The 16,687-nt window shown below is 42.6% G+C and carries 10 protein-coding genes and 1 pseudogene; 9 read left to right on the forward strand and 2 right to left on the reverse strand.

Annotated features, from left to right (window positions below; genetic code table 11):
* Positions 1–171 precede the first annotated feature (171 nt).
* Positions 172–322 (forward strand): annotated as a pseudogene (locus IM496_RS13310) (ISNCY family transposase); the annotation flags it as partial.
* Between the two features lie 105 nt (positions 323–427).
* Here the strand turns inward: IM496_RS13310 and cphA are convergent.
* Together cphA and IM496_RS13320 are read right to left on the reverse strand one after the other, a co-directional pair.
* Positions 428–3,061: a cyanophycin synthetase gene (gene cphA, locus IM496_RS13315; protein WP_287662182.1), complete on the reverse strand. Its 2,634-nt coding sequence runs from the start codon at positions 3,059–3,061 to the stop codon at positions 428–430.
* A 107-nt stretch (positions 3,062–3,168) separates the two neighbouring features.
* Positions 3,169–4,023: a cyanophycinase gene (locus IM496_RS13320; protein ID WP_110580585.1), complete on the reverse strand. Its 855-nt coding sequence runs from the start codon at positions 4,021–4,023 to the stop codon at positions 3,169–3,171.
* 372 nt (positions 4,024–4,395) lie between these two features.
* On the opposite strand from IM496_RS13320, the gene trmD reads away from it, so the two are divergent.
* The 8 genes from trmD to IM496_RS13360 all read left to right on the forward strand — a co-directional run bounded on the left by trmD (position 4,396) and on the right by IM496_RS13360 (position 16,281).
* The gene (trmD, locus tag IM496_RS13325) at positions 4,396–5,091 is read left to right on the forward strand and encodes a tRNA (guanosine(37)-N1)-methyltransferase TrmD (protein ID WP_194015858.1); all 696 of its coding nucleotides are present in this window, start codon (positions 4,396–4,398) and stop codon (positions 5,089–5,091) included.
* A 729-nt stretch (positions 5,092–5,820) separates the two neighbouring features.
* Entirely contained in the window at positions 5,821–7,545 is a 1,725-nt protein-coding gene (locus IM496_RS13330; RefSeq protein ID WP_194015860.1) for a diflavin flavoprotein, read from the forward strand.
* Between the two features lie 163 nt (positions 7,546–7,708).
* Positions 7,709–8,209, forward strand: coding sequence for a phosphate-starvation-inducible PsiE family protein (locus IM496_RS13335; protein ID WP_002734712.1), 501 nt, complete (start codon positions 7,709–7,711; stop codon positions 8,207–8,209).
* Between the two features lie 215 nt (positions 8,210–8,424).
* Complete coding sequence (locus tag IM496_RS13340) at positions 8,425–10,170, forward strand: diflavin flavoprotein (RefSeq protein WP_287662186.1); 1,746 nt, start codon at positions 8,425–8,427, stop codon at positions 10,168–10,170.
* A 121-nt stretch (positions 10,171–10,291) separates the two neighbouring features.
* Positions 10,292–11,005: a hypothetical protein gene (locus IM496_RS13345; protein WP_287662188.1), complete on the forward strand. Its 714-nt coding sequence runs from the start codon at positions 10,292–10,294 to the stop codon at positions 11,003–11,005.
* A gap of 5 nt (positions 11,006–11,010) precedes the next feature.
* On the forward strand, positions 11,011–11,283 hold the full coding sequence (locus IM496_RS13350) for a hypothetical protein (protein WP_002804170.1): 273 nt from the start codon (positions 11,011–11,013) through the stop codon (positions 11,281–11,283).
* A 337-nt stretch (positions 11,284–11,620) separates the two neighbouring features.
* A complete protein-coding gene (locus tag IM496_RS13355; RefSeq protein WP_287662189.1) occupies positions 11,621–12,364 on the forward strand; it encodes a DUF1995 family protein in 744 nt (247 codons plus the stop codon).
* A 173-nt stretch (positions 12,365–12,537) separates the two neighbouring features.
* Positions 12,538–16,281 (forward strand): type IIG restriction enzyme/methyltransferase, encoded by a 3,744-nt coding sequence (locus tag IM496_RS13360; RefSeq protein WP_287662191.1) that lies wholly within the window; start codon positions 12,538–12,540, stop codon positions 16,279–16,281.
* Positions 16,282–16,687: the final 406 nt, after the last annotated feature.

Here is a 16,687-nt window from a genome sequence, read left to right on the forward strand (position 1 = left end):
GAACTGCTATAGTTAAAAAATGCCTTGAATTATCTTGCTTAGTATCAAAAATAATGAGCGAATTAAGTCCCGTTGCTGCTAGATAAATTGAACGTTGAAGTTAAAGTCATCGCCTGAGTTTTTCCTATCTGCATTTGGCAAAATTTAGGGCGCGTTAGACGGCGACAATCTAGGAGTCGTCAATCAGCCAAAAAACTTTGGGGCCAGTTTACCTGGTGTTTATCGACAATTTGCTGTTGCTTACACAGACTTTTGGGAGTCCTATAAGACAGTAATTCCGAGTAAACGTCATCGACCAGTCGGAAGAAACTGGTCAAACTAATCCTATTGAAAGCTGTTTGGCATTTTATCCATGACTACAATGCACAGCAAAGCAAAGGATTAAGCCTCCATCACTACTACCGAATCACCACCTTTTTCCCAACTTTTAACCCTGATTATCGGTCAGGGGTCGATGTTTCTCAATCAAATTGATCGCCTGGGTGACACTTTCGGGGAAAATTACCACTAAACCACCCTCAGAAACCGTGCTTAAAGCCTTCTCTAAAGCTTCCGTTTCATCGAGAATAACTTCCGGCCGCAAACTGGCATTTTCTTGGCTAATTCCCCGAAGAATTAAATCGGCCACTTCCCCCCGGCGGCGACCGCGAGTATCGTTATCTTCCTTAACAATAATCCGATCGAACATTTGGGCTGATAATTTCCCTAATAAAATTAAATCATCATCCCGTCGATCGCCAGGTCCGCCGACCACGCCGACTTTTTCGCCGGACCAATTGCCGACAAAACCGCCGACGGCTTCGTATCCGGCCGGATTATGGGCATAATCGATTAAAGCGTGATGGTGTCCCAAGTCAAACAGGTTCATCCTGCCGGGGGTCTGGGCCACGGAAGGTTTAAAGGTCCGCACCCCTTGGCGAATTAACTCGATATCGATACCCTGCACAAAAGTGGCTAAACAGGCGGCCAAGGCGTTAGCAATCATAAAAGGAGCCATTCCCTGCATAGTCACGGGAATATTGACTGCTTCCTCGATTCTCAGCGTCCATTCTCCCTCTAGAATCGACAGATAGCCATTCTCATAGATGGCGGCCATGCCACCGCGACGGATATGGTCGTGAATAATCGGGTTATCGGGACTCATGGAAAAATAAGCGACTCTTCCCTTGACTTTTTCGGCCATACTAGCGGTCAAGGGGTCATCGGCATTTAAAACCGCGTAACCCTCGGCGCTAACCACCTCGGCCACAACGCTTTTTACCTTCGCCATTTGTTCGATGGTGTCGATATCGCCGATACCCAAATGGTCGGCGGCCACATTTAACACCACCCCCACATCGCACTGATTAAAGGCCAAACCCGATCGCAGGATACCACCCCGGGCCGTTTCTAATACGGCAATCTCCACTGTGGGATCCTTCAAAATCATACTGGCACTGTAGGGACCGGTGTTATCGCCCTTTTCTACCAGATAATCATCGATATATACGCCGTCCGTCGTGGTAAATCCGACTACTTTCCCCGTTTGCCGGCAAATATGAGAAATTAAGCGGCTAGTGGTGGTTTTGCCGTTAGTTCCCGTAATGGCCAGAATTGGCACGCGACTGGGAGTCCCGGGGGGGAATAACATATCGATAACTGGAGCGGCGATATTGCGGGGTAAACCGCGACTGGGGGCGACGTGCATCCGAAAACCGGGGGCGGCGTTGACTTCTACGATTACCCCGTCCACTTCTTTCAGGGGTTTGCGGATATCCTCTGTCACCACATCGATCCCGGCAATGTCCAAACCGATTAATTTTGCCACTCTTTGGGCGATCCAGACGTTTTCGGGGTGAATTTCGTCGGTACGATCCACGGCGATGCCGCCGGTGCTTAAATTAGCGGTGGCCCGCAGATAGGCGATCTCTCCGTGGGCTAAAATGCTGGTTAATTCATAGCCCTGTTTCTCTAGCACATTAAGGGCAGTTTTGTCAATAGTTATTTTAGTCAAAACGTTGGCATGACCGTCACCCCGGTTGGGATCTTGATTAGTAATTTCGATTAATTCTTCTACAGTTGAGCGCCCATCACCGACGACGTGAGCGGGGATCCGTTCGGCCACGGCGGCAACTTTGCCATTTATGACTAAAATTCGGTGATCACTGCCTTTATAATACCTTTCTACGATCACGCTCCTGGTTTTCGAGGCGGCGCTGGCTAGATCATAGGCTTCCTCTGCTTCCTGTTGAGTTTTAACATCGATGCTGATGCCCCGGCCGTGGTTGCCATCGAGGGGTTTAATCACGATGGGAAACCCTCCCACTTCCTCGATTGCCGCTGACAACTCATCCAAGTATTGAATCACCGTACCCCGGGGGACTGGAATCCCACCATCCTTGAGGATAGTTTTTGTGCCTTCCTTGTCACAGGCCAACTCAACGGCTAAAATCCCCGAAAAACTGCTTAAAGTGGCTTGAATGCGCTTTTGGTGAACACCATAGCCCAATTGCACCATGGCACGAGCGCTCAGGAGTAACCAGGGGATATTTCTAGCTTGTGCTTCTTTGACGATGGTTTCGGTACTCGGACCGAGGGAGGCATTATTGCATAAATCGCGTAAATCGGCTAAATCTTGGGCCAATTCTTCCTTAGGATAGGTTCCCGTATCGACAATCGATTGACACAACCGCACGGCAGCCCGACCCGCATAACGTCCCGCTTGCTCCTCAACGTATTCAAACACCACGTTATAGACTCCGGGGGTGGAGGTGCCTCTCGTGCGACCAAACCCGACGGGAGTTCCTGCCAATTCCTGCAATTCTAGGGCGATATGTTCAATGATGTGGCCCATATAAGTGCCAGTGCGGACTCGTTCAAAGAAACCACCGCGATAACCGGGGGAGCAGTAATGTTCGACTAAACTGGGAAGAACGTCGATTAATCCCTCGTAAAAGCCGGGGATTTCATTCGATGGCTTCTCTGCGAGATCTTCGAGATCCAGACGCATAACAATGAGCTTGTCGCGACGAATACTCCAGTAGTTGGGACCGCGCAGGGTTTGGGTTCTGAGAATTTTCATGATATAGCTGATGTTCGCTGTTGAGAAGCACAAAGAAGCCGTTGTTTATTGTCTGGTTTTCCGAGATGGGTAAACTGTTCATCGTGAACAGTTTTTCAGGAGTTTTTTTACCCCAATTTAGCGATCACTTGCTGTTTTTTGAGATGATAGCCATCACCGTAGGCAAGAATATGTACCCGCAGATTATGCAGACTCAGGGGTTCGTTAGCGGTGACGTGATGGTGGTTGGTGTGGGACATTTCCCTAGCATCAATTACCGTCACTGTACCGCAGCCGATTACCGTCATCGTGCCATCCCGTTCAAACATAGCGCAGGTATCCTCATCGATGCCAATTCCTAAACGTTCGGGATAACCAGAGATAGCACTCATTAACCGGGCCATGCGGTTGCGATTGTGGAAGTGTTGATCGACAATGACTTCAGGAATGAGACCTAATCCCATGGCCATATCCACTAGGGCCCGATTAGGTGCTTCCCCGCTGCTGCCCCCAGCAATCATGTGATGACCCATAACGGCGGCCCCGGCGCTAGTTCCAGCTAGGGTTAGTTCTCCCTGTTGCACTCTTTGTCTGATTCTTTCCATCAGGGGAGTATCGGAGAGCAAACCGCATAAACGCAGCTGGTCGCCTCCGGTCATAAATACACCTGTACACTCTTCGATGTAGGCTTGAAATTGGGGGTCTTCTCCCTGTACACGATCGCGAATATCGATAACTTTGACGTATTTTGCCCCCATTTCCTCGAAAATCTTCTGATAGCGATCGCCGATTAAAACTGGCTCTCTGGAAGCGGAGGGAACAATAGCGATCACTGCTTCGCTACCCCCAGCGCGATTCCAAAAGGTATGCAGTATCTCTTTACCGTGGACTTTATCCTCGGCACCTCCAATGACTAAAATCGCCGTTTTGAGAGATACGGGGGTAGGATTTTGGTGGTGTTGGGTTTCTAGCTCGATGATCATGTCACTGAACGAATAGACATTTTTAGGGATGGAAGGTTTTTCGGGAAGATGTACAGGTATCTTGATGTTATTTTCCCTGAACGGTTGACGGAAAAAAATGCGGTTTAGGAATATTTTTCGGGACATCAAGCAATAGTAGAGGCGATTTTAGCAATTTTCTTCGATCCACTGGCAATGACGGACTGTTAGTTAACTTTAAGTCTAGGCTAGACTTCGATCACTCAAGCTAGAGCCAGAAAAACCCCTAGACAGTACAGCATAGTCTATCATGTTATTGAGATAGACTAGCGCAAAATTAGCAAGATTTTAACCGATCGAACCGTGACACAATGATACATTAAACACTATCCCAGTCTAGGCCTTAATTTTCCCGTGCAGTTTGACATTATTACTCTCTTTCCCGATTTTTTTACTTCACCGCTGCAGTCGGGGTTGTTGGCAAAAGCTCTCGAACGCGACATCGCTAGGGTAAATTTGGTCAATCTCCGGGATTTTGCCCACGATAAACACCGTCGCGTCGATGATGAACCCTACGGTGGTGGTGTGGGAATGTTATTAAAACCAGAGCCAATTTTTGAGGCGATCGAGTCTTTAGGAATTTTACCACCCCGGGAGATCGTGCTGATGACTCCCCAGGGGGAACCTCTCAATCAAGCTTTACTGAAAACTTGGGCCAGTAGTTATCAGCAGTTAATTCTCATCTGTGGCCATTATGAAGGGGTAGATGAGCGGGTTTGTGAGCATTTGGTGACTAGAGAGGTATCTTTAGGGGATTTTGTCCTAACTTGTGGGGAAATCCCGGCTTTAGCGATTATTAACGGGGTGACGCGGTTGTTACCCGGTACAGTAGGTAAGGCGGAATCGTTGAAATTGGAGAGTTTTGAGGCAGGTTTATTGGATTATCCCCAATATACCCGGCCGCCGGTCTTTCGCGGTTGGCAAGTGCCGCCGGTTTTGCGATCGGGTAATCATCAGGATATCGCTGATTGGCGCTATCAACAACAACTCAATCGCACGAAGGAGCGTCGTCCAGATCTCTGGCAAAAATGGCTAGAGGAAGGGGATTAATCCCCAAAAATGCTCGCGTGGGAATTATGAATTATGAATTATGAATTATGAATTATGGCTCTTCTGGTTTCTGTATGTAAACGGGGTCTATACTGATAGTTTCTTCAGCAAAATAGCACTAAAAGTCTTTCCCAGTAAACATTTCACGATTCTATGATCAAAAATTATCACACAAAGTCGAGGAGAGCCGAATTATGAATTATGAATTATGAATTGGGAATTGGGAATTGGGAATTGGGAATTGGGAAGTGGGAAGTGGGGAGAGGGTACTTAAAAATCAAAATCACCGGTAAAGGAACGACGGCTCCTATAGGAAACAGATTGATATTCTGTAAAATGGGAAGTAATCAGTGAGTTTTTCTTCTAATCGCAATAATGGCTCTCAGAGATTTCCTGCAAGGCCATTAATCTTTCTCTTGTTCGTGGATGCCCCGCTGTTAGTGCCTCTTCTCTTCAGGTTTCTAGGCTTTGATGGCAACGTTTCCAATCCACTTTCGGCATTTTAGGTCTCTTTTTCGTTCCCAGTCTCTAGAGTCTATCTGCTCTTGCCAAAAAATTCCAGTTCTCTAGCTGGTGGGGGTTTAATAGGCGCAACCATAGAGAAAAGGTTATATAAATCTAACTAATCATTGACTTGAGTAATTGGTATTTTACAAATCCCTGAAAGCAAGTCACCATAGGAATTAAGCAAATGCAGTTCCGAATCAAATCCTGTGGGAGATAGAAATTATGGTTGCTTTAATCACCCCAAAACCCGCTAAAACCAGCCGTTTAACCACACAAATCCAAGAAATCGCTGAAAATACCTTTACCCTGCGCTGTTTGGATTGGGACCGCGATCGCTTTGATATCGAATTTGGTTTAGAAAACGGTACCACTTATAACTCTTTTGTTATTCAAGGGGAAAAAACCGCTCTCATTGATACATCTCACCGCAAATTCGATCGCCTTTATCTGGAGGAATTAACTAAACTAATCAACATCAATCATCTTGATTATTTAATTATCAGTCACACCGAACCCGACCACAGTGGTTTAGTCAAAGAAGTTTTAGAATTAGTCCCAGAAGTTACCGTGGTGGGGGCAAAAGTTGCCATGCAATTCCTCGAAAACATGGTACACAGACCCTTTAAACAGTTAATAGTTAAAAGTGGTGATACTTTAGATTTAGGTAATGGCCATGTTTTAGAATTTGTTGCGGCCCCTAATCTTCATTGGCCTGATACTATCTTCACTTTTGATGCTAAAACTGCCACCCTTTTTACCTGTGATGCCTTCGGAATGCACTTTTGTGATGATCAAACCTATGATCGAGAAAAAGACCTGCTAGAAGGCGATTTTCAAACCTATTATGACTGTCTGATGCGACCGAATGCTCGTTCAGTTTTAGGGGCAATTAAAAGGATCGAGAAATTTGAGATTAATCTCATTGCCACCGGTCACGGCCCCCTATTAAAACACCATATTTCTGATTGGGTGGGACGCTATCAAACTTGGAGTCAAGAACAAACTTCTGCCGATACTTTAGTAGCTGTATTTTTTACCCAAGATTACGGACAAAGCGAACATTTAGCTACTATGATCAGTCAGGGTTTGAATAAAAATGATGTGGTGACAGAATTAGTCGATATGAATAATGCTGATCCCCACGAAGTCAGAGAATTGATCAATCAATCTAAGGGAGTTATCATCGGAATGCCTCCCCAATCTTCCCCGATTAACCAGACGATTTTAAGCACGATTCTTGCTTCAATTAATGGCAAACAAGCGGTGGGATTATTTGAGTCAGGAGGTGGGGAAGATGAACCAATTTTCCCCTTAAGAAATAAATTACAGGAAATCGGGGCGATCGAAGCTTTTCCTCCTCTTTTAGTTAAAGACAATTCCCATCAATCCCTCGATTTAATTGCCGATGAAGCAGGAACCGACCTCGGCCAATGGTTAAGCCGAGAAAAAACGATTAAACAAATTAAATCGATTAATAACGACTTAGAAAAGGCTCTAGGACGTATTAGCACCGGATTGTACTTAATTACTTCCCAAAAAGCTGATTTATCTAGTGCCATGATTGCCTCTTGGGTGACACAAGCAAGTTTAAATCCTTTAGGTGTGGCGATTGCAGTGGCTAAAGATCGGGCAATGGTATCCTTTTTACAGCCTAGCGATACCTTTGTTTTAAATGTTTTGGCTGAGGATAATTACCAGAAATTAATGAAACATTTCCTCAAGCGTTTCTCTCCCGGTGCCAATCGTTTTGAAGGCATTAAAACCTATACTGCCAACAATGGATCACCAATTTTAGCCGATGCCTTAGCTTACATAGAATGTCAAGTCACCAGTCGTTTAGATTGCGGCGATCATTGGGTAGTTTATTGTACTGTTAATAGCGGACGAGTTGCCCGTTTAGATACCTTAACTGCTGTCCATCATCGCAAAGTTGGCAACCATTATTAACAGTTATCAGTTATCAGTTATCAGTTATCAGTTATCAGTTATCAGATTTAAGTTTTCAGTGGATAGTGTTAAGTAGGAAGTTGCCGCTTTATTTTCACTGATTACTGTTTACTGCTCACTGATAACTGAAACATCCAATTCTATCAATCTTAGGAGGAATAAAATGTACGAACCAATTAAAAAACCTTCCCCAATGATGGTGCGGGTAGTGCAAGTCTTAGAAATGATTCAAGATTTAATTGTCATTTCTCTCTGTATTGGTTTATTTAGCTTCATGGTGTTAGAAGTCAGAGAAATGTTTATGTCTCTGCTGCCACCGATTCAATTTCGGATTATTACCGCCGATATTTTATTCCTCTTAATTCTAGTAGAATTGTTCCGATTGTTAATTATTTATTTGCAAGAAAAACGAGTTTCTATCGGTGTTGCCGTGGAAGTTTCTATCGTTTCGGTTTTGCGAGAATTAATTGTCAGAGGAGTCCTAGAAACTAATTGGACACAAGTATTAGCCGCCTGTGCTTTTCTAATAGTTCTCGGCACATTAATGGTGTTAAGAGTTTGGCTTCCTCCCACCTTTGAAGGTATCGATCCCGAACAAAAAGTTTCTGAGCGTTATCGTCAACATTTAGTTAAAGACTTAACTGAAATAAACAGCAAAACTTAATCAGTTATCAGTTATCAGTTATCAGTTAGAAGGGGATAGGGAAATGGGGGAATAGGGTAATGGGGAGATAGAGTAATTTCCACTAAAACCCTAAAACCCTAAAACCCCAAAACCCTAAAACCCTAAAACCCCACTCCCCCAACACCCCACTTCATAATTCATAATTCATAATTCATAATTCCCTCTCCCCACACCCTACACCCAACTTAACAATTATGACCACTACTACCTTAATTTCCAATCCTGCTATCAATAATCGCCCCCGCGATGTTCAAACCAGCGAAATTGCCAATCAAACTTGGGTTTTTCGCTCGCGTACTTGGGACAGATTAAAATTTGAAATAGAATATGCTCGTCAACGGGGAACCACCGCTAATTCCTATCTTATCCGGGGCGATAAAACCGCCTTAATCGATCCTCCCGGAGAATCTTTCACCGAAATTTATTTAGAAGAAATTCGTCAATATGTCCCCTTACATCGTCTTGATTATCTAATTCTCAGTCACGTTAATCCTAACCGTATCGTCACTTTAAAGGCATTATTAGCCGAAACCCATCAAATCACCATCCTCTGTTCTAAAGCTGCCGTCAATACCCTGAAAAATGCCTTGCCTGATGCCCAAATTTTGGGCATACGAACCGATGAAATCCTTGATTTGGGGCAAGGTCATCAACTAAGTTTTATTAATGTCCCTACCCCCCGCTGGCCTGATGGAATCTGCACTTTTGACCAAAAAACCCAAATTTTATACAGCGATAAATTCTTTAGTGTGCATCTGTGCAGTGATGAGCTTTGGGATAAAAATTGGAAAGAATTAGACGCGGATCGTCGTTATTATTTTGATTGTCTCCATGCCGTGCAATCAAAACCAGTAGAAACGGCCCTCGACAAAATTAAAGAATTTCCTGCCCAATATTATGCACCTGCCCATGGTCCGATAATTCGTTATAGTCTTAGTCGCCTTGCCCACGATTATCGTTATTGGTGTCAAGAACAAAAAACTCGACCCCTACAAGTGGCTTTATTATATGCTTCTGCCTACGGAAATACTGCCACCCTGGCCCGCTCGATCGAACGAGGATTATTAGAAAATGATCTGGCCGTAGAATCAATTAATTGTGAGTTTGCCACCCCTGCCGAAATTAGTCAAGCGATCGAAAATTGTGACGGATTTATTATCGGTTCTCCCACCTTAGCTGGTCACGCCCCTACCCAAATTCAAACCGCTTTAGGAATCGTTCTTTCCACGGCAGCAAAAACTAAATTAGCCGGGGTTTTTGGTTCCTACGGTTGGAGTGGAGAAGCGGTAGATTTAATTGAAACTAAACTCAAAGATGCCAATTATCGCCTTGGTTTTGAATCCTTGCGCGTGCGTTTTAACCCCACAGAAAGCAGTTTACAAGCAGGTTATTCAGCCGGAGAAACCTTCGCCCAGACCTTGAAAAAAACCAAAAAATTGCGGGTTCCCCAACAGGGAATGACCGAAACACAAATCGATCGCACTGCCCAGGCCGTTGGTCGGATCGTCGGTTCCCTTTCTGTTCTCACCACTCGTCAGGGCGAGGATCATGCTGGTTTCTTGACCTCTTGGGTATCCCAAGCCAGTTTTAACCCCCCAGGGCTAATTATCGCCGTTGCTGATGAACAAGCCGCCGATCGCCTAATTAACTCGGGAACCGTCTTCACCTTGAATATTCTCAAGGAAGGGCGCAATTTACGCCGCCATTTTTCCAATTGCATCAAATCCGGCAGCGATGTCTTTACGGAATTAGAAACCCAAGTCGGGGAAAATGGCTGTCTGATTTTAAGCGAAAGTCTCGCCTATCTGGAGTGTACGGTGAAAGAGCGACAACTCTGCGGCGATCGCTGGCTAGTCTATGCCACCGTCGAGCGGGGTCAAGTTTTGGATAGTAACGGTGTCACCGCCATCGGTCATCGTAAATCCGGTAGTCAGTACTAAAACTGGACTAGCGGGGCAAAGTTCCTGACTTTCCCCCTATAATCAGCCTAGATTTCTGGGAAACATAGGTTATGTTAATATCCAAGGTTGTCCGACCGGGCTATTTTGTCTTTGTTTCCCCATGAAAAAATTGCCGCTAGTCCTATCGGTGGGGAGTGTCGCTTTATTGTTGGTGGGATGTCCAGCTTCTGACCAAGCTAATCAATCCCCACCACCCAGCCAAGAAACCCCCACCCCCTCTCCTAGTACCCCAGCTGCCCAACCACCCGCCTTTAGCGGTGCTGTGCAACCAGCTACCAAACCAGCCACCCCAAAAGTACCTGGATTGATTCCCGCCACCGATCCCGACCAAAAACGGGCAGAAATTAATCGCGGTCGCAGGGATCCCTTTGCCCCCCTTCCCCTACAACCAAATATTACAATCACAGTGGCGGAAGAACCCCCGGGTGGGACTCCGGGGGCTACCACAGCCGGACCAGCAGCAATGGGCAATCCTCCCACCCCCGGACGACCGATAGTGAAAACGCCGCCACCACCACCGCAACCGACGGAAGCGGAAGAAGTGCAAGTATCGGGCATTCTCCGGTTGCCTACCACTCCTATGGCGATCGTGAAAGCCCCCGGAGAAGCCACGGAACGTCGAGTTATCCCCGGTTCTACCCTCTCTAATGGTTTAATTTTAGTTAAAGCGATCAACACCGATCCCGATAACCCCTATATTGTTCTACAACAAAGCGGTCGAACTATTACCCGTCGCCTAGGGGATGGTGTCCTCGAACCCGCCGCCGCACCGCAGGCCTCGATCAGTTATAATATTCCCGAATCAGGAGAATAAAACCCGTGCGATCGATTGCTATTCAACAAAAACAAACCATTATTTATCCCCAAATGCCCTTGGCTATCTATCGAGAATTAGCCAGCCATTTACAACAGGTTCAGGGTGTGGAAACCCATCTCACTCCCCAGCAGTTCCAACAATTCGATTATCACCAAAGTCAGATCGGTAGTCTAGAAATTAACTATACCGAGACTTTTCAGGAAAGCGATCGCGCTCTGGTCACGGCAATTCTCGATTATTATGCCCAACGTCACGGCTCCTATCAGCTTTCCTAAGCTTTCTCTCCTCACCTTTTCCCCGATTACCGACTTTCTTCTTAAAAACTAAAGGTATTTTATAGGATTTATCTTAATGCTGGGGATGATGCCAGATATCGTCATACTTCATCTAAACTTAAGTAGGGTTTGCGGCAAAAAGTACGGGCGAAGCATTCGGATAGAAAATCTACGGTTTCACCGATAGGTTATTGCCCGAATGCTTCGCCCCTACAGGACGTAGGGTTCATTCATGAATCAACCCTACCTTTTATAAAAATTAAAATCTTTCTGATTTTAAGCCACCGACGACCAGTGGTAGTCACTGATAACTGATAACTGATAACTGATAACTGAAATGACCCTACCCAATTCCCTAGAAGAAACGATCCTGCAAGCGAAAGCCGCCACTCAACTGGCTCTAGAATCGGGAGCTAGACGCATACAAGTGGAATTAGTTATCCCAGAAATTGCTCTACAAGCGCAAGCTTTAGCCCTTGATTTTACCTCTATTTTTGACAGTTATGGTTCTGGTTTAAGGGTAATTTTTCCCGATACTGGGGCCGCCATGTTAGCTCGACGGGATTGGGGAGAAACAGTTTTTCAACTGGGAGATTTAGGTAGTCGTTTTATTCCCGTCGAAAACAAAATTAAGCCCGAAGATGAAGTTTTTTTAGTTGTTTGTCCCTCCTCGGTGGAGATTAATTCCGTAGAAAAACTCTGTAACTTGGCCGAAGATCGTCCCGTAGTTCTTCTAATTCCTCAATTGGAAGATGTATCGGTAGTGGGTATCGGTTACGCAGCCCGACAATTGCGAGAAAGATTTTTAAGTACCCTAGAAAGTTGTTATTATTTTCGTCCCTTGGAATCAGCGATCGTGTATCGTTCCTATCCTTCCATGTGGCAAGTTTGGCTAGAAAAAGAAGACGGTTACGAGTTAATTTCCGAACAATCGACTAAACCCATGGGCGAAGCTTTAGAAAATCTAATTCTGAAAGCTTCTAGTAATAATCCTAATGATAGTTCTAATCCTGCTAATAAAGCCAAAAAGTCGGGTTTATTTGCCACGATGGGACGCTTTTTAAAAGCATTGCAACAGTGACATACTCCCTCCGTCACAGCGTAGCTTAACGGTGGATTCTTTCCCCATTGCTGTTAGAAATTCTTGGCTTCTACAGATTGACCTCGATTGCAACTTTTATCCTTCTATTTTAACCGATCATTTGGCAATGCTATAATAAAATTAATCGGTAGTTTCCCTAGAGGTAAACTTTTATGATCATCAATAAGCGAGAACTCAAGCAAGCCTTAAATCGGGTGTACTTGAAAATTAAGCCTGATACTGAAACAATTCAGGTTTTTCAAGCTAATTTAACGCGCTTGTTGGAGCAATGTGACAGCAAAAAGTCCGAAGAGTTTAATAAAAATTTGCTGATAGATTTTTTAAAAAATACCTATTATACCGATCGCTATTTTATCAATACAAAAGAGCGCATCGATCTGGTGATTCATAATAACCAGGATGTTAAAAGTCCAGTGGGGATCATTTTTGAGACGAAGAAACCTACTCGGACAATAAATGCAGAAATGCCAAGACTGGATAATCTCAATACTAAGGCTTTTCAGCAGTTAGTTTTATATTTTCTCCGCGAAAGGGTGACGGATAAAAATCTTGAGATTAAACACTTGATCGTAACAAATATTTATGAGTGGTTTATTTTCGATGCGAAGATTTTTGAGGAGTTGTTTTTTGCTAATAAGGCTCTAGTTAACCAGTTTTGCGATTTTGAAGAAGGGAGACTAAGTAGTACAAAAACGGATTTTTTCTATCAACAAATTGCCGAACCAGCAATCACTAAAGTTATTGAGCAAATTAAGTTTACTCATTTTGATCTGCGAGATTTGGAAAATTTAGATTTGCTTGATATTTACAAGATTCTTTCGCCAGAACATTTACTTAAGTTACCTTTTATTAATGATAGCAATACTTTAAATAAGCCTTTTTATAATGAGCTTTTGTATATTATCGGTTTGACGGAAATTAAGGAAAAAGGGAAGAAGTTAATCGGACAAATGAAAGAAGGCGATCGCTGTGATGGTTCCCTAATTGAAAATGCGATTAGTCGGTTGGATAGTTTAGATAAAATTGCACAATTAAAAAATCCAGAAGAGTTTGGAACTACGGATGAGGATCGGCTTTATAATGTGGCGTTGCGGTTATCAATTAATTGGATTAATCGGGTTTTGTTTCTCAAACTATTGGAAGCGCAGTTAATTAAATATCATCAAGGCGATCGAGATTTTGCCTTTCTCAATTTGGCGAAAGTTCCCAGTTATGATGATCTCGATAGTTTGTTTTTTGATGTGTTAGCTAGGGAGACAAATAAGCGCGAGGCTAAGGTTAAAACGACTTTTGCTCATGTACCTTATTTAAATAGTTCGCTATTTGAACCAACGGAGACGGAACAGCAAACGATTTTTATTGGCAATTTGCGGGAGCGAACTTTACCCATTTTTACAGCGACGGTGCTAAAAGATAATCAGGGTAATAAGCGAGTAGGTGAGTTAAATGCGTTGGCTTATTTGTTTGAGTTTTTGGATGCTTATAAATTCGATCGAGATGAGTTAGAAAATCCTCAAGAAGATAGCGAAAAGTTAATTAATGCTTCGGTGTTGGGGTTAATTTTTGAAAAGATTAATGGTTATAAGGACGGTTCTTTTTATACGCCGAGTTTTATTACCATGTATATGTGTCGGGAAACGATACGACGAGCGATCGTGCAGAAGTTTAATGAAGTAAAAGGCTGGAATTGTAAAACTTTAGATGATTTATATGAACGAATTGAGGATAAAAGAGAGGCAAATGTTATTATTAATAGCCTGAAGATTTGCGATCCGGCGGTGGGTTCGGGACATTTTTTAGTTTCAGCTTTGAATGAGATAATCGCGATTAAGAGTGAGTTACGGGTTTTATTAGATACTTCGGGTAAGTCGCTAAAAGATTATCGGGTAGAGGTGCGAAACGATAAGTTATTGGTTTACGATGATGAGGGGAATTTATTTGCTTATCATCCGAATAATAAAGAAAAGCAACGGGTACAGCAAGCCTTATTTCATGAGAAACAGACGATTATCGAGGGGTGTTTATTTGGGGTGGATATTAATCCTAATTCCGTGACGATTTGTCGCTTGCGGTTATGGATTGAGCTTTTAAAAAATGCTTATTATCGAGAGGATGGCAATTTAGAAACTTTGCCAAATATTGATATTAATATCAAGTGTGGTAATTCTTTGATTAGTCGCTTTGCTTTGGATGTGGATGTTAAACAGGTTTTACAGAAGCAGAAGTTTAGTATTGAGGAATATCGCAATGCGGTACAGACTTATCGCAATGCGGAAAATAAGGAACAAAAGCGGCAGATGGAAACGCTGATTGCTAAGATTAAGGCTGGTTTTAGTGCTAATTTATTAATTAGTGATCCTAAGAAGGTGAAGTTACGTCAATTACAAGGGGAACTTTATAATCTGGAAAATCAGGGTTTATTGTTTGAGGAGACTAAGACGGAGCAAAAAGCGCGGGAGAAAAAAGTAACTAAGTTAAATAATGAGATTGACAAGCTAACTGCTGAAATTGCAGATATTGAAAGCGGTAGGCTGTATGATAATGCTTTAGAATGGCGGTTTGAGTTTCCCGAAGTGTTGAATGATGACGGGGATTTTGTTGGGTTTGATGTGGTGATTGGGAATCCTCCTTATGGCGTAGATTTTTCAACCCAAGAAAAAGAGTTTTTAAAGAAATATTATGATCGAATTCATGTCCGAACTCCAGAGTCTTTTAATTATTTTTCTTACAGATATCAAGAACTTACAGGTAAGCAATCTTTGTGTTCACTAATAATTCCCTCTAGTTTTTTAAATCAAATTGAATTTGAAAAAAGTAGAGAATTAATACTAAGTAATTACAGTCTTATCTTAGACATTAATCTTGGAGATGGAGTATTTGAAGATGTTACAACTCCTACCTGCATCATTAGTTTTTCTAAAAAAATATTAAACAACTCAACTCTATATGCAGATCTATCAGATGTGGAAAGAGATAAATTACCAGTTGAGCTAGATAAAATAAATAATCTCATTGATCAATCCAATCTTGTTTCTAATCAAGCTTATAGCTTTGTTTTTAAAAATCATCATCAATTAATTGAAAAATGTTATTCAGGGAATCTAACTCTTAAAGATATTGCTGAAGATGTAGCTACTGGAATTAGTCCCGGACTTGCAGATGCTTTTATACTTAAATCAGATGAAGCTGAAAGTAAGAAATTAGAAAAAGACATAATTAAAAAACTAATAATTGGAGGAGAAATAAACTCTTATTGTTTAAAGCCTAAATCAGAGAAAGTCATAATTTATTTTTCTTCGGACTTAGATGTTAAAAATTATCCCAATATTATTAAACATTTAAGCTTATACAAAGAAAAACTAGACAATAGAGTAGAAACTAAAAGTGGTGTTATCCCTTACTATGTAATGTTAAGACCTAGACGCAAAAAATTATTTACTCAGCCTAAAATTTTAATTCGACAAACTGCGAATAGAATCATTGCTGCTTACGACGAAGATCAATGGTATTGCCTTAAAAGTGGAATAATAGTTCAGTTGCCAAATAAATCAGAAGTGCAATATTTATATTTATTGGCTGTTCTCAACTCTAAATTGATGAATTTTTTATATAGTGATTTAGTTAATGAAGATGTGAGAATATTTCCAGAAGTAAAGCCAGTACAATTATTTAAACTTCCAATTGTAGTTCCTAAAAGACAAATACAAATAGCAATAGAAAAAATTGTTGACAAAATTCTCGCCGCTAAAAAAGACGATCCTAACGCTAACACAAGCGAATTAGAAAAGCAGATCGATCACTTAGTTTACAAACTCTATCAACTCACCTATAATGAGGTAAAAATCATTGATCCAGAATTTGCCCTAACAGAACAAGAATATCTGGACTTCCCCTAAGCAAAAATACTAAAAAATTAACCAAACCCTAATTAGGGTTTGCTGAAAAAGTACGGGCGAAGCATTCGGATAGAAAATCTACGGTTTCACCGATAGGTTATTGCCCGAATGCTTCGCCCCTACAGGACGCGGGCCGATGAAGACGCAAGGTTTGGAAGCACAATTCTCTCAAAATCTTGCACCTGTGGGAGCGAGAAAAGCCACAAAAACCTTACCTTGCCTACATTTCACATTTATTCAGCCAACCCTATTTATAATCAGCTACTTAGGGTCTGCTGAAAAAGTTTGTTGGTGGGGGCAGGGTGTGGGGTGTGGGGTGTGGGGTGTAGGGTTTTACCGATTTTGAGGTAGTCAGTTACCTAATTTTCAGGGAAAAAGTACCTGAATTTTACCCCTGATCCCTCCA

This window comes from Microcystis sp. M049S2, assembly GCF_020245625.1.
Classification (GTDB): Bacteria; Cyanobacteriota; Cyanobacteriia; order Cyanobacteriales; family Microcystaceae; genus Microcystis; species Microcystis ichthyoblabe_A.